This is a genomic window from Shinella sp. GW821-FHT11G07 (assembly GCF_058808115.1).
The window spans coordinates 762705-780585 of the sequence record NZ_JBXARJ010000001.1; the positions used below are offsets into that span (position 1 = coordinate 762705).

The following is a 17881-nucleotide window of genomic DNA, read 5'->3' on the forward strand; positions in this document are numbered from 1 at the left end:
GTTTGCCGTGACGGGCGCGCTTTGTATTACTTTGTCGCAGGATGCCTTTATGCGGCGATATCCGCCCGATGTTCGCGTGGCAGAACCAGGACCGCCCGCAAACCCGGATTGCGGTTGGAAAGGCGGATGTCGCCACCGTGCTGGTGGGCGATGGCGCGGGCAATGGAAAGACCGAGACCGACGCCGCCCGTCTGGCGATTGCGCGATTCCTCAAGTCGCAGGAACGGCGAAAACACCGCCTCCAGCTGGTTTTCGGGAATGCCGGGCCCGTCATCCTCGACGGCAATCTGGACCTCGCCGTCAAAAGCGGCGAGGCTGACGCGTGCCACGCCGCCATATCGCACCGCATTCTCGATCAGATTGCGAAGCGCGCGGCGCAGGTTTTCCGGGCGGCAGCGAAAGCCCAGCCGTTCACCCTCCTGGAACGTGATGCCCGGATAGACCGTCTCCATATCGTCGCAAAGGCTGCCGACAAGCGCGTTGAGATCGACCGTCCGGGTGTCACCGGCTGTTGCCTCGCCCTTCGCAAAGGCGAGGGTTGCGTCTACCATGGTCTGCATTTCCTCGATCGTCGCCACGATGCGATCCTGCAAGGCGGGATCTTTTATATACTCCGCGCGCAGCCGCAGCGTCGTCAGGGGGGTGCGCAGATCATGCCCGATGGCGGCGAACATCTGCGTCCTGTCCGACACGAAGCGGTGCAACCTGTCTTGCATGCGATTGAAGGCAGCGGCCGTCTTACGCAGGTCGTCCGGCCCCGTCTCCGGCAGGGGGTGGTGTTGCTCGCCGCGTCCTGACCGATCCGCGGCATCGCTCAGCGCCTTCAGCGGGCGGGCGATGCGTCGCGCGAAAATGCCGCCGCCGATCGCCAGAACGAGGGCGGAAAGCACGAAGCTGATGATCGACTGGCGTTGCAGGGAACCGCTGCTGAACCGCTTGTAATAGATGCCGTTCAGCCAGCGTTCACCGGAGGGGACGGCCAGACCGAGACCGTTGCCGTCGATGTAGCTGCTCTCCGTGCAGTCGGCCAACGGCTTTTCCGGGAACAGGCCCGGCGGATTGCTGCCCGCCGTGCCGGGAGGAACGCAGACGGCCCCCGGTTGCGGCTCGGGCACGGCGGAGACCCAGAAGCGCGTATAGGGCGTGCCGCTCGCTTCGGTGATGCGCTTTGCAAGCTCCGGCGTTGCTGTAGCGAGCGCGCTCGCCAGCGCATTGGCGCTTCGCCGGAATTCCGTCTCCTCGGAGGCGCGCAGGTCGCGGATGCGGTCGCTCGCTGCGAGGATGTAGCCGATCGCCTGCGAGATAAGCAGGGCGACCATCATCACGATGATGAACTGGCCGGCAAGGCTATGTCTCCACAGTTTCAGCATTTCGCGACCGAGGGCGTGAAACTGTACCCCCCTCCCCAGTGCGTCCGGATGATTTCCGGGTTCTTCGGATCGTTCTCGATCTTCTTGCGCAGCCGGCTGACCTGGTTGTCGATCGCCCGATCGAACGGATCGGCGATGCGGCCCACCGTGAGGTCGAGAAGCTGGTCTCGGCTCAGCACGATGCCCGGATGGTCGATAAAAGCCTTCAGCAGGCGGAACTCGGCCGACGACAGCGGCACGCCGACATCATCGGCGCCGACAAGCTCGCGGCGACCCGTATCAAGCCGCCAGGAGCCGAAATGTACGAAATTCGCCCGGATGACGTCGCGCTGCGGGGGCAGGGACTGAACCCGCCGGAGGATCGCCTTAATACGAGCAAGCAGCTCGCGCGGATTGAAGGGTTTGACGAGATAGTCGTCCGCCCCCAGCTCCAGGCCAACGATGCGGTCCATTTCATCGGTCATCGCCGTCAGGAAGAGAACGGGAACCTCACTGTTGGCGCGCAGATGGCGACATAGGGCGAAACCATCCTCCTCGGGCATCATGATGTCGAGAATGACCAGATCCGGCGAAGAGACCTGCAGGATCTGTCGCAAGGCCGTGCCGCCCTCGGCCGTGCTGACGCGGAATCCACGCTCGCCAAGGTAAGCGGCGACGAGTTCACGGATCTCAGGGTTGTCATCGGTGACAACGATGTAAGGAAGCGGTGCCATTGCCTTTCCATACAAGATCGGAGTGATTTTCCGGCAGAGAAAAATTGTAACAAATTGCATCCGGCAGCTGCGACAATCCGATACAATTCTTGTCCATCGCGGGAAAGTTCTGCGACATGTTGATCCTACTTTGCCTCTTACTCAATTGCTGGAGGCAAGAATGCCTGTTCTCAAGGTCAACGGATCACGGCACTACATCGATCTTCCCGAAGACACATCGCTTCTCTGGGCCCTGCGCGACGAACTCGGGCTTTTGGGAACGCGCTACGGCTGCGGGGCGGCGCTCTGTGGTTGCTGCACGGTCCATGCCGACGGGAAGGCGCTGCGGTCCTGCGTCGCCACGCTTGCGGACGTGGCGGAGGCCGAAATCACGACAATCGAGGGTCTCGGCACCCCGCAGACGCCCCATCCGGTCCAGACCGCGTGGCTTGAGATCGACGTGGCGCAATGCGGCTACTGTCAATCGGGACAGATCATGCAGGCAGCCGCCCTGCTCCGCGAAATCCCCAGGCCAAGCAATGCGGATATCGATGCGGCGATGTCCGGGAATCTCTGCCGTTGCGGCACCTACAATCGTGTCCGGGCCGCCATCCACCGCGCGGCGGAGTTGATCTGATGAGGACGCCCGCTCTCAATCGAAGGCAGTTCCTCTTTGGCGTTTCGGCGGTTGCCGGCGGCATGCTGGTTGGCCTGCCGGAAATGCGCGCTCAGGAAACCTCCGGCCAGGTCACGGCCTGGGTGGTGATTTCGCCCGACGACACGGTGATGATCCGCGTTGCCCGCAGCGACATGGGCCAGGGCATTTTCACAGCACTGCCGATGCTCGTCGCCGAAGAGCTCGAATGCGACTGGTCGAAGGTGCGCGCCGAATATGCCGATACCAACGAGAACCTGTCGCGCGACAAGCCCTGGGGCGACATGGTGACCTCGACCTCGATCTCCGTGCGCGCCTCACAGGAATATCTGCGTCAGGCCGGCGCCCAGGCACGTGAAATGCTGATCGCCGAAGCGGCGGCGCGCTGGAACGTTCCGCCGGGCCAATGCAGCGCGAGGGACAGCCTCGTCACCCATGCGGCGACGGGACGGACCTTTCGCTTCGGCGAGCTTGCGGCCGCGGCCGCCCGGCGGCCGGTTCCAGAACCTGTCGGCCTGAAAGATCCGTCCGAATGGCGACTGATCGGCACCTCCGCCGCCCGACTGGAGGCGGGCCCGAAGGTCTTCGGCACGCCGATCTTCGCCACCGATGTCGACCTACCCGGCATGCTGCATGCGGCCGTCAGGAACTGTCCGACGATCGGTGGTCGCTTGGTGTCCTTTGACCCCGCCGATGTGTCCCGTTTGCCGGGCGTGCACCACATCGTTCAGGTCGGCGAGGATGCGGTCGCCGTCGTCGCCGATACATGGCGGCAGGCGAACGCGGCAGTCACAACGCTTCCCGTCACCTGGGACGAAAGCATCGGCGCCGGCGTGTCGAACGACACGCTCCGGGCGATGTTCCGGGAAGGTCTTGCCGACCCCACCGCGGCCATCGGCCACCGGATCGGCGACGTGGATGCCGCCCTTCGCGATGCCGCGCATGTGCTCGACGTGGAGTACGAGGCGCCCTTCCTCGCGCATGCCACCATGGAACCGCAGGTCTGCGCGGCCCAGGTCACGGCGGGGCGGATCGACCTCTGGGCACCGACCCAGAATGGCGAGGGAACGACGAACACGATCGCCCGTCTCATGCAGCGGGATGCCTCGCAGATCTTCGTCCACAAACTGCAACTGGGCGGCGGCTTCGGCCGGCGGGGCCTGGCGCAGGACTGGGCCCGGCAGGCGGTGCAGATCGCCGCGCAGGTCTCCGGCGTGCCGGTCCGCATGATCTGGTCGCGCGAAGAGGATTTCACGCATGACTACTACCGGCCGATGGTTCTGGCGCGCCATACGGCCGGCTTCGACGCCGGCGGCAGGCTTCTCGGCTGGAAGGTCCGCATTTCCGGCTCCTCGATTGCCGCCTCCCTCGCCCCGTTCTGGCTGAAGGAAGGCGTCGACAACGCGTTGATGGACGGCTTTGTCGAGGAAGACATGCCCTATGCCGTCGCACGTTTCGAAGTGGGTGTCGCGCGCCGGGACAGCCATATTCCGGTCGGGTTCTGGCGCGGGGTCAACCTCTCGCAGAACGGCTGGTTCCGCGAAGCTTTCCTCGACGAGATCGCCACCCAACGCCAGGTGGATCCCTATCTGCTGCGCCGGGAGATGCTGGCCGACAATCCCCGTGCGCTCGCCACCCTGGACGCTGCGGCAAAGCTCGCCGGCTGGGGCAAGGCTTCCGCGGGCCGACATCAGGGCATCGCCATCGTCGAGGGAGACAATGCCTGGTGCGCGCAAATCGCTGAAATCTCGGTGACGGACGGTCTCCTCCAGGTGCACCGGATCAGTTGCGCCGTCGATCCGAATTTCGTCGTGCATCCCGATATCACGATCCAGCAGATCGAAGGCGGGATCGTACAGGGGCTTGCGACGGCACTCTACGGCGCGGTGACGATCGAGGATGGCCGCGTGCAGCAGACCAACTTCCACGACTACCGTTACCTACGGATGAATGAGATGCCCATGATCGATGTCGCCTTGGTGCCGAGCCTCGGCCGCTACGGCGAACGCTGGGGCGGGGTCGGCGAAACCGGCCTGCCGCCGCTGGCCCCGGCCCTGACCAACGCGATTCACGCCGCGACCGGCAAGCGCCTGCGCAGCCTGCCGATCAGCAACCACGATCTTCGGGTGTGACGGCGATGCGGGCAGCTTATTTCATTCTCGCACCGGTCCTGATCGTCGCAACGGGCATTGCCGTCACGGCGCAGGAGCAACCCTCCCATCAGGACAGGGTGGCATCACTTGCCGCCTTCGAGCGCCTCGTGACGGTGATCGAACACCCGCGCTGCATGAACTGTCATACCAACACGGAGTTCCCCCGTCAGGGCAACGCGCGGCTTCGCCACAATATGGGCGTCGCGCGCGGGCCGAACAACCATGGCAGCCCGGCGCTGCAATGCGCGACCTGTCACCAGGACGACAATTCGCCTTCGGGCGTGCCCGGCAATGCCAACTGGCACCTCGCGCCGCTCTCCATGGCCTGGGAGGGTCTCGACCGGCGCGGCATCTGCCGCCAACTCACCGACCCTGCGCGCAGCACGATGACGCCGGTGCAGCTTGTCGAGCATATGGGACATGACCCGCTCGTGCTCTGGGCCTGGAACCCCGGCACCGACCTGAACGGCCTGCCGAGGGAAAAGCCGTCAATTCCCGCCGGGGAGTTCGGCGAGTTGGTCCGCGTATGGGCCGAGAACGGCGCGCACTGCCCGGACTAGCGGTCCGGCGACACGCCGACCGTACCAACAATGAGCGATTTCAGCCGCCACTTGCGGCGTCACCCCTTGGAAGGAGGTGCCTTATGGCCAGTTTGAACATCAATGGCGAATATCGCGAACTGGAGGTCGATCCGGGCACGCCCCTGCTGTGGGTGCTCCGGGAACAGGCAGGCCTGACCGGCACGAAATATGGCTGCGGCATCGCCCAGTGCGGCGCCTGCACGGTGCATATCAACGGCATGGCCGTACGGTCCTGCTCGATGCCGGTGGACGCCGTCACACCCGACCAGAAGATCGTCACGATCGAAGGTCTGGCGAAGGACGGGCTGCACCCGGTCCAGCAGGCATGGCTGGATCTGGACGTGCCGCAATGCGGATACTGTCAATCCGGCATGATCATGGCCGCGGCCGCCTTGCTTGCCGAGCATGCGAACCCCGGACCCGACCTCATCGCAGAGCAGATCACCAATATCTGTCGCTGCGGCACCTACGCCCGCGTTGCCGCTGCCATCGTGCAGGCGGCGAATCCGGCATCCCCGCAAGACAAGAGCTGAGAGGAGGTATCCGATGACCGTTACCTTGCCCGTTTCCCGCCGGTTTTTTCTCAAGGCGTCGGCGACGACGCTCGGCGCCTTCGCCCTCGGCTTCATGCCGCAAACATCGGGCCTGGCGCAGCAGACCGGGCCCGGCGAACTCAACAACTGGATCGTCATCCATCCGGACAATACGGTCGCGATCCGCCTCTCCCGGTCAGAAATGGGCCAGGGCTCGCTGACCGGCTTGGCCCAGCTCCTGGCTGAAGAGCTCGAATGCGACTGGCAGAATGTGCACACCGAATATGTCTCCCCGCGCGAAAACCTCGCCCGCGGCGAGGTCTGGGGTGATTTCCAGACGGGCGGCAGCGGTTCGATCCGCGAATTGCAGGAGCCCATGCGGCACGCCGGCGCTGCGGCCCGCATCATGCTGGTCGCGGCCGCTGCACGGCGCTGGGGCGTGTCGCCCGAAGAATGCCGCGTGGCCGAGGGCATCATCCAGCACCCGCCCACGCAACGCCGCGTCACCTACGGCGCTATTGCTAGCCTCGCCGCCGAGATCGAGCCCCCGCCGATCGTGCCGCTGAAGAATCCGGAAAGCTGGCGCATTGCCGGCCAGCCGCTGCGCCGGCTGGACACGCCCGACAAGCTGACCGGCAAGCAGGTCTATGCCATCGATGTCACCCTGCCCGGAATGCTGAATGCGGCGGTCCGCGCCTGTTCCATCGCCGGGGGGAGCCTCAGGCGCTTCAACGCCGAGGCAGCCCTCGCCCTGCCCGGCATCCGCCATGTCCTCAAGGTCGACGACGCCACCATCGCCGTCGTGGCCGACCGATGGTGGCAGGCGAACACGGCGCTTGATGCGCTGGAGATCGAATGGGACGCGGGTCCGCACGGAGCGCTCGACGATGCTGCCATCGCCACGCGTTTGACGGAGGGGCTGGCGGCCGCGAAAGGCTTTGCCGGAGCGGAGGCCGGAGACGCACTGGCCGCCATCAGCGCCGGCGGGCGCGTGATCACCGCGGACTACAGCTACCCCTATCAGGCGCATGCCGCGATGGAACCGATCAATGCAACCGCGCTCTACACGGAAGGCCGCTGTGAGATCTGGGCGCCGACCCAGCATGCCGGCGCGTGCCTCGAAACCATTGCCGAAGCGAGCGGCGTACCGATCGAAAACTGCGAGGTGCACCGCCTGCATCTCGGTGGCGGCTTCGGTCGTCGCCTCTACCATGATTACGCGCGCATGGCCGTGCTGATTGCAAAACAGCTACCGGGTACGCCGGTCAAGATGATCTGGTCGCGCGAGGAGGACATGACCCACGACTTCTACCATCCCGTCACCCGCTGCCGGATGACGGGCGCCCTCGACGCGGACGGAAACATCGTCGGCCTGCACATGCGCATCGCCGGCCAATCCATCCAGGGCTCGCTGCGGCCGCAGAGCCTTGCCGGCGGGGGCGATTCCCGCGCCTTCCACGGGCTCAACCTGTCGAGCGGCAACGGCATCCTCGGCTACGACCTCCCGAACCTTCTGATCGACCATGTGATGTACAATCCACCGATCCGGCCCGGCTCCTGGCGCGGCGTCAACCTCAATCACAACCTCTTCTACCTTGAGAGCTTCATCGACGAACTCGCCCATCACGCCGGAAAGGATCCGCTGGAATTCCGTCGCGCCATGATGGCGAAACATCCCAAACACTTAGCCGTGTTGAACGCCGCCGCCGAACGGGCGCGCTGGCACGAAAAACCGGCCGAAGGCGTTTTTCGCGGCCTCGCGGTCGCAAATGGCTATGGCAGCTATGTCGCCGCGGTCGCCGAAGTCTCGTTGCAAGATGACGCCATCCGGATCGACCGGCTCGTCGTGGCGACCGATGTCGGCAATGCCGCAAACCCGGAACTGATCGCCCGGCAGGCAGAGGGCGCCTGCGTCTTCGGGCTATCGGCTGCGCTCTACGGCGAATGTTCCGTAGACGGTGGCGCGATACAGCAGACCAACTTCGACACCTACCGGGTCATCCGGCTGGCCGACATGCCCAGGATCGAGACGGTCGTGCTGCAATCCCGGGATTTCTGGGGCGGCGGCGGTGAGCCCCCCATCGCCGTGGCAACGCCCGCGGTCATGAACGCAATCTTCGCCGCCACCGGCCGGCGCATTCGCGATCTGCCGCTCACGAAGAGCGGTTTGATCCCTGCCTAGAGGTGAAGCGCCATGACGACGGAAGTCCAGAATGTTGCCATTGCCGCCCGTCGGCGGAAGATTGTGACGTTTCGAAAAATCCGGTTTCTCCTCATTGTGTCCCTCGCCGTTGCCGTTGCCACGCCGGTGTTGGCGGATGGGGATCCGATACGCGGGAAAACCGTCTTCAACCGTTGCGGCACTTGCCATTCGATAACCGGCCAGAACAAAATGGGACCACCGCTTGACGACGTCTTTGGTCGCCGCGCCGGAACAAGTGCCGGCGCGCGATACTCAAATGCCCTGAAAGGCTCGGGTATCATCTGGAACGACGAGAGCCTCGACCGTTTTCTGCAGGCGCCCCGGAAAGCGGTGCCTGCAACGACAATGACGATCGGTGTTCCACAGGCACAGGACCGCGCCGACATCATCGCGTATTTGAAGAGGCTGGGGTCCGTTCCGACGGAGGGAGTGCAGGATTGAAGACAGCCTGAAAAGTCGGAACAAATAGGGCCTGGAGGCATTGCATCCGCTGTGCAGCGGGAGTGAGCAGCATGGTGCCAAGAGCGAATTGGAAGGGGTTTTTGAAGGTGGCCGAGCTTGTCTGCCCGGTCGCTCTGCATACGGCCACCTCGACGAACGAGCGCGTGTCCTTCCACATGCTGAACCGTGCGACGGGGCACCGGCTGCGCCGCGAGTTCATCGATAGCGAGACCGGCAAGGTGGTCGAGCGCGACGACCAGGTGAAAGGCTACGAGACCGGCAAGGACGATTACATCGTGCTCGATCCGGACGAGGTTGCCTCCGCCGTGCCGGAGAGCGACAAGACGATGGATGTCCAGGCCTTCATCGCCTGCGACGAGATCGATGATCTTTACTTCGACAAACCCTATTACCTCGCGCCGGCGGACAAGCAGGCGCAGGAGGTTTTCATCCTGATCCGCGACGGTATGAAGAGCAGAAAGGTGGCGGCGTTGGCCGAGACCGTGCTCTTCCGCCGGGTGCGCACCATCCTGATCCGCCCGCACGGTGAAGGTCTCATCGCGACCACGCTCAATTATGAATATGAAGTCCGTTCTGCGGAGGAACATTTTTCCGAAATTCCCGATATCAAGCTCAAGGGCGAGATGCTCGAACTGGCCGAGCACATCATCAAGACGAAGAGCGGCCGCTTCGATCCGCAAAAATTCGACGACCGCTACGATGCGGCACTGGCCGAGGTGGTGAAGGCAAAAATCGAGGGACGAAAGATCAGGCAGCCGAAGGCAGAGGGCAAGGTCGTCGACCTGATGGCGGCGCTGCGGCAGAGCGCCGGTGAGAGCGGCCTGAAGACGTCGAAGCGCAACTCGAAGAAAACCGCAGCGGCGCGCAAGACGGCAGCCAGCCGGCGAAAGGCAGGCTGACATGGCGACACTGGACGTCTACCGGCAGAAACGGGATTTCAAGTCGACCGCCGAGCCGAAGGGCCGGAAGGGTCGCAAGAGCGGCAACAGCTTCGTCATCCAGAAACACGATGCCACGCGCCTGCACTACGATTTCCGCCTCGAAATGGACGGCGTCCTGAAAAGCTGGGCAGTGACGCGCGGCCCGAGCCTGGTGCCGAGCGAAAAACGGCTCGCCGTGCATGTCGAGGACCACCCCCTCGCCTATGGCGATTTCGAAGGCACGATTCCCAAGGGCGAATATGGTGGCGGCACGGTAATCGTCTGGGACCGCGGCACCTGGCAGCCGATCGGCGATGTCAGGAAGGCCTATGCCAAGGGCCATCTGGAATTCGAACTCGACGGGGAGAAGTTGCGCGGTCACTGGCACCTCGTGCGCATGCACGGCAAGCCGGGCGAGAAGCGAGAAAACTGGCTCCTGATCAAGGGCGATGACGAATTTTCCGTGCCGGAAGGTCAGGATGATCTACTCGCAGAGCGGCCGGAATCTGTGAAAACCGGCCGCGAGATCGCCGACGTCGCCGGCGAGGCGCCGGGCTGGTCGTCTAAGACGGGACGGATCCGCAAAACCGCAAAGGCGAAGCCGGCGAAGGCAAGACCGACGCCAAAGGCGGTTCCGGTGCCTGATCCCTCCGCTTTCAAGGGTGCCCGAAAGGCAAAACTGCCGGATTTCCTGCCGCCGACACTGGCGACACTCGCTGCAGCGCCGCCCGCCGGTGAACGCTGGCTGCATGAGATCAAGTTCGACGGTTATCGGCTCGAGGCGCGTATCGAGGCCGGGCGGGTCAAGCTTCTGACCCGCAGCGGCCTCGATTGGACGAAGAAATTCGGCAAGGACGTTCCGTCAGCGCTTAGCGACCTGCCGATTGGCACGGCTATCATCGATGGTGAACTCGTCGTCGAGACCGGCTCCGGCGCCTCCGATTTCTCCGCCCTCCAGGCCGATCTCAGCGACGGGCGGGATGACCGCTTCGTCTTCTACGTCTTCGACCTGCTCTATCTCGATGGCTACGACCTCACGCGCCTGCCGCTCACGGAGCGGAAATCGCTACTGGAAACGCTGGTACCCAGGACAGAAGGGACGCTGCGCTACAGCGGCCACTTTGAGGAGAACGGCGCGCTCGTGCTACGCCATGCCTGCCGGTTGAGCCTGGAGGGAGTGGTTTCGAAACTGCGCGACGCCCCCTATCGCGCCGGGCGCAGCAAGAGTTGGATCAAGTCGAAGTGCTCCGCGCGGCAGGAGTTCGTGGTCGGCGGTTTCGTGCCCTCTACCGTCTCGCGCCAGTCGATCGGCTCCCTCGTGCTCGGCGTCTACAAGAGCGGCAAACTCGAACCGGTTGGCCGTGTCGGTACCGGGTTCAGCACCTCGGTCGCCGCCGATTTCTTCAGGCGGCTCAACCGCATGCGAACCGACGAAAGCCCCTTCGGCCGGCACCTCACCGCCGACGAAGCACGGCAGGCGCGTTACGTGCGGCCGGAACTCGTGGTGGAAGTGGAGTTTCGTGCCTGGACGGCCGATGGGCATCTGCGGCATGCTTCCTTTCGCGGATTGCGGGAAGACAAACCAGCAACGGAGGTCGTCGCCGAAGTGCCCAGATCGAAAACAACCCCGAAAACCGAGAAGCCGCCGCGCCGCGCCGTGCGCCTCACCCATCCGGACCGGGTCTACTGGCCCGACGAAGGCGTTACCAAGGAGGGCCTCGCGGACTACTACACCGAGATCTGGCGCTACATCGCCCCGCACATCGTCGGCCGGCCGCTGGCACTTCTGCGTGCGCCAAGCGGCATCGACGGCCAGACCTTCTTCCAGAAACACGCCTGGAAGGGCATCAACGCGAATATCGTTGAGGTGCAGGACCCAGCGGAGAAGGACGATGAGCCCTATGTCGCGATCAACGATCTCGATGGGCTGATCGGCATGGTGCAATCGGCGACGCTGGAAATCCATCCATGGGGCTCGACGCTCGCCGATTGGGAGCGGCCGGACCGCATCATCATGGACCTTGACCCGGGAGAAGGCGTCGACTGGCCGACGATCATCGAGGCGGCGGAGGAGACGCGCAAGCGACTGGAAGCGGCCGGGCTCAACGCCTTCGTCAAGACTTCCGGAGGCAAGGGCCTGCATGTCGTTGCGCCACTAAAACCTTCGGCGCGCTGGCCGGCGGTCAAGGCCTTCTGCAAAGGCATCGCCGATGCCATGGCGAAGGATAACCCGGAGAAATACGTCTCGACCATCACCAAGTCGAAGCGCAGCGGCAAGATCCTCATCGACTACTTGCGCAACCAACGCGGCATGACGGCGGTAGCGCCCTACTCAACCCGCGCTCGTCCTGGTGCTGCCGTATCCATGCCGCTTGCCTGGAGCGAACTCAGCCCCGATATCGGCCCCGCCTATTTCACGGTCGAAAACACGCCGACGCGCCTGCAGGCACTCGATGCCGATCCGTGGGCAGAGTTCAAGGCCGCAGCGGAACCGTTGAAGGCAGGAAAGGGCAAGGCGAAAAGCTGATGTGCTACTTGCCCCTGCCCTCGGCCTTGATGCTCTTGCGCAACGCATCCATGATGTTGATGACATTGCCGAAGGTCGGCGGTGGCGTCTTCGCTTTGGCAGGACGTTTGCGGCCCTTCTTCTTCGCGGCAATGATGTCGAGAAGGCGATCCTGCACCGGATCGTCCGCCATCTTCGGGTCCCATGGTTTCGTCCGCTCCTTGATGAGCGTTTTCACCAATGTCAGCGCCTTGGCGTCCGGTTTCGCTTCCTTCAATCCCGCGAAATACGCCTTCTCCTCACGCACCTCGTCGCCGTAGCGCAGCGTCCATAAAACGATGCCCTTGCCGCGCGGATCCAGCATCACCGCCCGCTCGCGACGGTAGAGCACCACACGGGAAATTCCGACCGTGCCGGTCGAGGCCATTGCCTCGCGGATGACGGAAAACGCCTCTTCACCCACCGTATCGTTTGGCACAAGGAAATGCGGCGCCTCGTACCAGATCCATTCGATCGTTTCGCGCGGCACGAAGGTCTCGATGTCGATGGTGCGGGTGCTTTCCAGCGCCACGGCCTCGATCTCGTCGTCCTCCAGCATGACGTAATCGTCTTCGCCGCGCGGATAGCCTTTCACCTCGTCGTCCTCGCCTACCGCCTTGCCTGTCACGCCATCGACATAGCGGCTGACGACGGGATTACCGGTCTTGCCGTTGAGCGTGCGAAAGCGCACCTTGTCCTCCTGCGAGACCGCAGGCGTCATCGCCACCGGACAGGTGACGAGCGAGAGTTTCAAATAGCCCTTCCAGAAGGAGCGCAGCGCCATCAGCCTTTCCTTTCGAGCGGCAGGTGTTTCGACAGCGCAAACCGCTCGGCGAACTTGATATCCTCCTGCGTGACGATGGGAATGGGATCGGACAGCATGGCGAGCAACGTTTCGCGCGAGATGGAATCTTCCTCAAGCGCGCTGATCAAGGCCCCGCGCGTTTCGCGCTCGGCACGCAGCAGCGCCGCCAGCGCCAGGATCAGTCTGTCCTTGTTATCCATGGGCTAAAACCTCCAGAAAACACGCATCCGCTTGCCTAATGCGGCATCACGGCATCTGTTCCCGGAACATTCGGTGGATCGGCGGGTTGGACACCCAATTGGCTGGCGCGAGACCCTGACACTATAGAAGAATGACCCGCAAAGACTTCGGCAGGATGTCGAACAAGGGCAAGGGAGGCCGCGATGAAACAACCCGAAACACTTTTCTTGTCCTCCAGAGAATGGGTGCCGAACCATCCGTTCCTGCCGGTGCTCGTCTACAGGGATGTCTTTGAGACGGACGAAAGGGATGGCGCCCGCGCCTTCGAGCGACTGTTTCACGATGCGAGCTGGCAGGGCCTCTGGCGCAACGGCGTCTTCTCCTACCAGCACTATCACGTCGGCGCGCATGAGGTGCTGGGCATTGCGAGGGGAAGCGCCGAGTTGATGATCGGCGGACCGGATGGTGAAACCCTCCACGTCCACGCTGGCGATTGCCTGGTGCTTCCCGCCGGCACCGGCCACAAGCGGGTGTCCGCCAGCGACGATTTCCTGGTGGTCGGCGGCTACCCTCCCGGCCAGTACGCCGACATCAAAACGGCGGCGGCCACACCCGGCGAACTCAAGGTCATCGCCTCCCTGCCCATTCCGGAAAGCGATCCCATTTACGGAGCCGCCGGCCCGCTCGTTTCTCTCTGGCGGGATGGCAACAGGAGTTAGCCCACGTCGATCAGCGCGATGCCGAGATCTGGACGGTGCCTCCGCCGCAGATCGGCAGGCGTTTCCCGCACAACGACCTACAGCGTCGGCCGGACGTAACCTGCCAGAAAATGCCCGCCCTTCGTGCTGCCATCCGAAAAGTTGAGCACGATATGGAGGTGCAGGCGTTTCACCTGATCCACCCTATTCTGCACGCCAACGACAAATGCAGCTTCGTCGCGCCTATCGGTCGGATCGCCTCCGCTATCGATTCGCTCTGCGAGAGGCCTCCTCCGCTTTGTGTCTTTTCGGCGCCATTTCAATGACCTTCTTCGGCTCAAAAGCCATTCTTCAAGAAGGATCGCGTTTCAAGCGGCACATCAGCGGCTCAGCTCACGCTCAGCAACCTGACACGTCCGCTTTCCCTTCTCGTCCCGATCTTAGTCTCATCGCAATTTCGAAAATGAATTCAACATTTAAATTTAACTCAAAGTTGATGAAGTAGTTCCGCTCAATCCCCTCAAATGAAAATCCCTACCAAATAAGGCTGAAATAAAATTTGATGACATTATCAGAATTACATTGGATCAAAAGGAAAATATGGCCGCATTAAGGCAGATTTAACGCATTATCTAGTACTATTTCGCTACATTGCCTTTCAAATCGACCCAGACTACCTTCCGGCCCTCAGCGCTGACCTACCTATAAAGTAGTACTCAACCCGTCAAATCAGCTAGGCATGCACGTTGAAGGCGGCCGTTGGGAGAAAGGTGACAAGACCATGAGAAGTAAATTTAGCGACGTATCCGTCTCCACGCTTTTGGAGGACACATCGCTCATCCGTAGCGAGATCGGTTCAATCCTCGACTCAGGCGCCGATAACGAGAACGACAGCATATGGGACAGCTTCCATTTCCGTGACTTCGGCAATTCTGTCAATGACGAGATTGGCGGTACATCCAGCCTGAGGCTGAGAACAGATCGTTCAGATGAAAGCGGCCACAAGCAGAACGATCATGTTGTGAAAGTTTCGTCGGTAGACGACGCAGCCTCTCTCAAGGCCGCCTCAGCGACCTCGCCGACGAATGTCGAGACAAAACAGACGGCGGTCATCCAGTCCGTCGCCAGCAAGGCTGGAAACGCAGATTCTTCGGCAACACTCGCGGCGGCTGGCAACGAGGCCGCGGCAGCTTCTTCGGGCTACCCGGACGCCAGCAACACCGGCGTTCCCAGTGGCACGAAGATGACCAAGTATACGGGGTCCTATCATGTAACGCAGGACAATGCCGTCATCAGCAACCTTGAGGTCCATGGCGATATCGTCATCGAGGCCAAGAATGTTACCCTGAAGAACGTCAAGCTAATCTCCAATACCGAGTGGCATGCGCTGCGCGTGATGGACGATGCGACAGGCTTCACTCTGCAGGATAGCGAAATCGATGGCAGCGGCATTACAGTCAACGCCATCTATGGCTTCGGCACGTTCCTGCGTAACAATCTGCATGATGTCGACAATGGCATCAATGTCATCGCGCCCACACTGATCAAGGACAACTACATCCACAATCTGCGTGGTGGTAGCGATGCTCACTACGATGGTATCGAGATCAATGGCGGTCACGACATCGATATCATTCACAACACAATCATCAATGACCACGACCAGACGTCGGCAATCATGATGAACAACGATTTCGGTGGCCTCTCCAACATCACTATCGAAGGCAACCGTCTGGTCGGTGGTGGCTACACTGTGTACCTCGATGACCGTTTCAACGGCGGCACCGTCGTCGACAGTTCGATCAAGATCACCAACAACCAGATCGGCGGCGGTCATTGGGGCGATTTCGCACTCTATGACAACAAGCCCGTCCTCTCGGGCAACACCGATCTCGATACACCGGTGAACCCAGGCGGAACGGTCCATACGGGAACACAGAGCAACGATACGCTCCCCGTCAGCGGCACGACGAATGCCGGAAACGAAACCTACAAGGGCCTTGGCGGCAACGATTTGCTGAAGGGCGGCGCGGGCGCCGACGTACTGGATGGTGGCGCTGGTACGGACACGGCCACCTATGCGGGTTCAACGGCCGTGAAGGTTAATCTTCAGACGGGAACTGCCTCCGGTGGTCATGCCACCGGTGACAAGTTCATCAGCATCGAGAATCTGACCGGCTCCAGCTACAACGACGCCCTGGTCGGCAACGCCTTAAACAACACCCTGAACGGCGGCGCGGGGGCGGACAAGATGGCAGGCGGCGCCGGCAACGACACCTATGTCGTCGACAATATCGGCGATGTCGTCACCGAAGGCAGCAATGCCGGAACGGACACCGTCAAGGCATCCGTCAGCCACACGCTGGCTAGCAATGTCGAGAGACTGATCCTGACCGGAACCGCTGCCATCAACGGCACCGGTAATTCTGCCGCTAACAGCCTGACCGGCAACGCCGGCAACAACATCCTTAACGGCGGTGCCGGTGCGGACAAGATGGCAGGCGGCACCGGCAACGACACCTACGTCGTCGACAATGCCAGCGATGTCGTCACCGAAGGCAGCAATGCCGGAACGGACACTGTCAAGGCATCTGTCAGCCACATGCTGTCGGCCAATATCGAAAGGCTGATCCTGACCGGAACCGGTGCCATAAACGGAACGGGCAACTCCGGCAACAACACCCTGACAGGCAATGCCGGGAACAATACCCTGAGGGGTGGAAGCGGCAACGACATCCTTCTGGGGGGAGCCGGCAATGACGCATTTGAAGGCCAGGCCGGTTCCGACACGCTGACCGGTGGAGCAGGTGTCGACAAATTCGTCTTCCGCCAGAGCCAGGTTAAGACTGCCGACGCAGACCACATCACCGACTTCACGTCTTCCGACGTTCTTGTTTTCGATGTCAGTTCAGGGCCGACGGGCAACCTCGCAGCCAGCGCTTTCCGCCTTGGCACTGCCGCTCTCGATAGCAATGACCGTTTCATCTATGACACGAAGGCGCATGCTCTTTACTACGACAGCGATGGCAATGGCGCTGCGGCGAAGGTCCTGATTGCTGCCTTCGACAATGGGTACAACCTGTCAGCGAATGACATCTTCCTCTTCTGACAACAACATGACCATGGGCGGCGTGGCCGCCCATGGTTTGCCTTCGCACCGATCTCTAATAGCAGCGGTACTCGAAGCTGCATTGGAACATTCGGTTTGGGGCGCCGTGCATAAACAAGCCCGGCGTCACTTCTCCTGAGTTGCACTCAACAGCTGATGATATTTGGCAGCCGCCTCCGTGCGATTGTGAACACCGAGTTTGCTGATGATATTGTGCAGATGAACCTTCACGGTATTTTCGGAGAGATTGAACTCCGCCGCAATCAGCTTGTTTTGCATTCCCTGAGCCGCTTTCTCAAGGATCTCCATCTCACGGGCCGTAAGCTTGATGGGGTTGTCGGCCTCGGTGTAGAAACCCTGCTTTCCCCGTGCAGCGCGATGACGCCCCGTAGTAAGGGTCTGAGGCGAAAGCGGAAAATACTCGCCCCCCGAAAGCATCAGGCGGACCACCGCAAGCCAGATGTTGATTGCGAGATCCATCGGCAGGAGGCTGCGATAGACCCTCGGTCCACCATCGGCTCGCGACAATTTTCCTATCCCCGATATTGTCGGATGGGTAAGCGCAATCTGCGCATCGGGATGCATGCGGCGCAATATGAACGACGCCGCCTCGGCGGCGGGTAGAAGCGCGGAATCGATGAGGATCAATCCGACAGGATTGGCGAACGGCTTGCACGCGGCTTCGATACTCGGCACATGCAAGACCACGGTTTGCGGGAACTCTTCGGGAAAGGCCTCGAGCCTCTCGCAGGTACATTCAGAAGGCCCAACCACCAGGATTGTGCGCACCACATCCGTTCTAGAGGACGCCGCCGAAAAAGCGTCGCACTTGCTCTGTCGTCCCGGCGCCATGCCGACCTCCCCGCTCCCCACACGAACACGGCTGCCATTCAAGGGCACCAACACTCTATCTTCGGTGTGGCATCTTCGCGATAGCTCCCTATGGGTTACACCTGCCCGCCTGTGGTTTCCTCC

Annotated in this window: 15 protein-coding genes and 1 pseudogene; 10 read left to right on the plus strand and 6 right to left on the minus strand. The window is 62.1% G+C overall.

Translation table 11 applies throughout. The features are described from left to right. Window positions 1-47: 47 nt before the first annotated feature. Both AC1RT2_RS03295 and AC1RT2_RS03300 read right to left on the minus strand, forming a co-directional pair. Window positions 48-1370: an ATP-binding protein gene (locus AC1RT2_RS03295; RefSeq protein WP_493099449.1), complete on the minus strand. Its 1323-nt coding sequence runs from the start codon at window positions 1368-1370 to the stop codon at window positions 48-50. Further along, on the minus strand, window positions 1364-2083 hold the full coding sequence (locus tag AC1RT2_RS03300) for a response regulator (protein ID WP_493099451.1): 720 nt from the start codon (window positions 2081-2083) through the stop codon (window positions 1364-1366). The genes AC1RT2_RS03295 and AC1RT2_RS03300 overlap by 7 nt, the downstream gene beginning before the upstream one ends. A 160-nt stretch (window positions 2084-2243) precedes the next feature. On the opposite strand from AC1RT2_RS03300, the gene AC1RT2_RS03305 reads away from it, so the two are divergent. The 8 genes from AC1RT2_RS03305 to ligD all read left to right on the plus strand — a co-directional run bounded on the left by AC1RT2_RS03305 (window position 2244) and on the right by ligD (window position 12096). Further along, complete coding sequence (locus AC1RT2_RS03305) at window positions 2244-2699, plus strand: (2Fe-2S)-binding protein (protein WP_493099453.1); 456 nt, start codon at window positions 2244-2246, stop codon at window positions 2697-2699. Further along, window positions 2699-4849, plus strand: coding sequence for a xanthine dehydrogenase family protein molybdopterin-binding subunit (locus AC1RT2_RS03310; RefSeq protein WP_493099455.1), 2151 nt, complete (start codon window positions 2699-2701; stop codon window positions 4847-4849). Before AC1RT2_RS03305 ends, AC1RT2_RS03310 begins: the two co-directional genes overlap by 1 nt. A 5-nt stretch (window positions 4850-4854) precedes the next feature. Further along, window positions 4855-5430: an Isoquinoline 1-oxidoreductase subunit gene (locus AC1RT2_RS03315; RefSeq protein WP_493099457.1), complete on the plus strand. Its 576-nt coding sequence runs from the start codon at window positions 4855-4857 to the stop codon at window positions 5428-5430. Between the two features lie 83 nt (window positions 5431-5513). Next, window positions 5514-5984 carry a (2Fe-2S)-binding protein gene (locus AC1RT2_RS03320; RefSeq protein ID WP_493099459.1) on the plus strand — a complete coding sequence of 157 codons (471 nt, stop codon included), beginning with the start codon at window positions 5514-5516 and terminating at the stop codon, window positions 5982-5984. 13 nt (window positions 5985-5997) lie between these two features. Continuing rightward, complete coding sequence (locus AC1RT2_RS03325) at window positions 5998-8166, plus strand: xanthine dehydrogenase family protein molybdopterin-binding subunit (RefSeq protein WP_493099461.1); 2169 nt, start codon at window positions 5998-6000, stop codon at window positions 8164-8166. 12 nt (window positions 8167-8178) lie between these two features. After that, window positions 8179-8628 (plus strand): c-type cytochrome, encoded by a 450-nt coding sequence (locus AC1RT2_RS03330; protein ID WP_493099463.1) that lies wholly within the window; start codon window positions 8179-8181, stop codon window positions 8626-8628. A gap of 71 nt (window positions 8629-8699) precedes the next feature. Continuing rightward, window positions 8700-9548, plus strand: coding sequence for a non-homologous end joining protein Ku (gene ku, locus AC1RT2_RS03335; RefSeq protein ID WP_493099465.1), 849 nt, complete (start codon window positions 8700-8702; stop codon window positions 9546-9548). Between the two features lies 1 nt (window position 9549). Then, entirely contained in the window at window positions 9550-12096 is a 2547-nt protein-coding gene (gene ligD / locus AC1RT2_RS03340) for a DNA ligase D (protein ID WP_493099467.1), read from the plus strand. 4 nt (window positions 12097-12100) lie between these two features. Here ligD and ku (AC1RT2_RS03345) read toward each other — a convergent pair whose 3' ends face one another. After that, window positions 12101-12898, minus strand: a complete 798-nt coding sequence (gene ku, locus AC1RT2_RS03345) for a non-homologous end joining protein Ku (RefSeq protein WP_493099469.1) — start codon at window positions 12896-12898, stop codon at window positions 12101-12103. Further along, complete coding sequence (locus AC1RT2_RS03350; RefSeq protein WP_246200465.1) at window positions 12898-13119, minus strand: hypothetical protein; 222 nt, start codon at window positions 13117-13119, stop codon at window positions 12898-12900. Before AC1RT2_RS03350 ends, ku (AC1RT2_RS03345) begins: the two co-directional genes overlap by 1 nt. Window positions 13120-13302: 183 nt before the next feature. Between AC1RT2_RS03350 and AC1RT2_RS03355 the strand changes: the two genes are divergently transcribed. Beyond that, a complete protein-coding gene (locus tag AC1RT2_RS03355; protein WP_493099471.1) occupies window positions 13303-13818 on the plus strand; it encodes a cupin domain-containing protein in 516 nt (171 codons plus the stop codon). On the opposite strand, the pseudogene AC1RT2_RS03360 reads toward AC1RT2_RS03355, so the two are convergent. Next, window positions 13815-13979: pseudogene (locus AC1RT2_RS03360) on the minus strand (PPC domain-containing DNA-binding protein); the annotation flags it as partial. The gene AC1RT2_RS03355 and the pseudogene AC1RT2_RS03360 sit on opposite strands and share 4 nt — an antisense overlap. A gap of 599 nt (window positions 13980-14578) precedes the next feature. On the opposite strand from AC1RT2_RS03360, the gene AC1RT2_RS03365 reads away from it, so the two are divergent. Next, on the plus strand, window positions 14579-16906 hold the full coding sequence (locus tag AC1RT2_RS03365) for a hypothetical protein (RefSeq protein WP_493099473.1): 2328 nt from the start codon (window positions 14579-14581) through the stop codon (window positions 16904-16906). Window positions 16907-17032: 126 nt separating this feature from the next. Here the strand turns inward: AC1RT2_RS03365 and AC1RT2_RS03370 are convergent, their stop codons facing one another. After that, a complete protein-coding gene (locus tag AC1RT2_RS03370; RefSeq protein ID WP_493099475.1) occupies window positions 17033-17758 on the minus strand; it encodes a LuxR C-terminal-related transcriptional regulator in 726 nt (241 codons plus the stop codon). Window positions 17759-17881: the final 123 nt, after the last annotated feature.

What these genes read in the sequence shown, in the direction of transcription:
- AC1RT2_RS03310 (WP_493099455.1), top strand. Translation starts at nt 2,699, where the DNA reads ATGAGGACGCCCGCTCTCAATCGAAGGCAGTTCCTCTTTGGCGTTTCG.
- ku (WP_493099465.1), top strand. Translation starts at nt 8,700, where the DNA reads ATGGTGCCAAGAGCGAATTGGAAGGGGTTTTTGAAGGTGGCCGAGCTT.
- ku (WP_493099469.1), bottom strand. Translation starts at nt 12,898, where the DNA reads ATGGCGCTGCGCTCCTTCTGGAAGGGCTATTTGAAACTCTCGCTCGTC.
- AC1RT2_RS03365 (WP_493099473.1), top strand. Translation starts at nt 14,579, where the DNA reads ATGAGAAGTAAATTTAGCGACGTATCCGTCTCCACGCTTTTGGAGGAC.
- AC1RT2_RS03305 (WP_493099453.1), top strand. Translation starts at nt 2,244, where the DNA reads ATGCCTGTTCTCAAGGTCAACGGATCACGGCACTACATCGATCTTCCC.
- AC1RT2_RS03370 (WP_493099475.1), bottom strand. Translation starts at nt 17,758, where the DNA reads ATGGCGCCGGGACGACAGAGCAAGTGCGACGCTTTTTCGGCGGCGTCC.
- ligD (WP_493099467.1), top strand. Translation starts at nt 9,550, where the DNA reads ATGGCGACACTGGACGTCTACCGGCAGAAACGGGATTTCAAGTCGACC.
- AC1RT2_RS03300 (WP_493099451.1), bottom strand. Translation starts at nt 2,083, where the DNA reads ATGGCACCGCTTCCTTACATCGTTGTCACCGATGACAACCCTGAGATC.
- AC1RT2_RS03355 (WP_493099471.1), top strand. Translation starts at nt 13,303, where the DNA reads ATGAAACAACCCGAAACACTTTTCTTGTCCTCCAGAGAATGGGTGCCG.
- AC1RT2_RS03315 (WP_493099457.1), top strand. Translation starts at nt 4,855, where the DNA reads ATGCGGGCAGCTTATTTCATTCTCGCACCGGTCCTGATCGTCGCAACG.
- AC1RT2_RS03295 (WP_493099449.1), bottom strand. Translation starts at nt 1,370, where the DNA reads ATGCTGAAACTGTGGAGACATAGCCTTGCCGGCCAGTTCATCATCGTG.
- AC1RT2_RS03325 (WP_493099461.1), top strand. Translation starts at nt 5,998, where the DNA reads ATGACCGTTACCTTGCCCGTTTCCCGCCGGTTTTTTCTCAAGGCGTCG.
- AC1RT2_RS03320 (WP_493099459.1), top strand. Translation starts at nt 5,514, where the DNA reads ATGGCCAGTTTGAACATCAATGGCGAATATCGCGAACTGGAGGTCGAT.
- AC1RT2_RS03330 (WP_493099463.1), top strand. Translation starts at nt 8,179, where the DNA reads ATGACGACGGAAGTCCAGAATGTTGCCATTGCCGCCCGTCGGCGGAAG.
- AC1RT2_RS03350 (WP_246200465.1), bottom strand. Translation starts at nt 13,119, where the DNA reads ATGGATAACAAGGACAGACTGATCCTGGCGCTGGCGGCGCTGCTGCGT.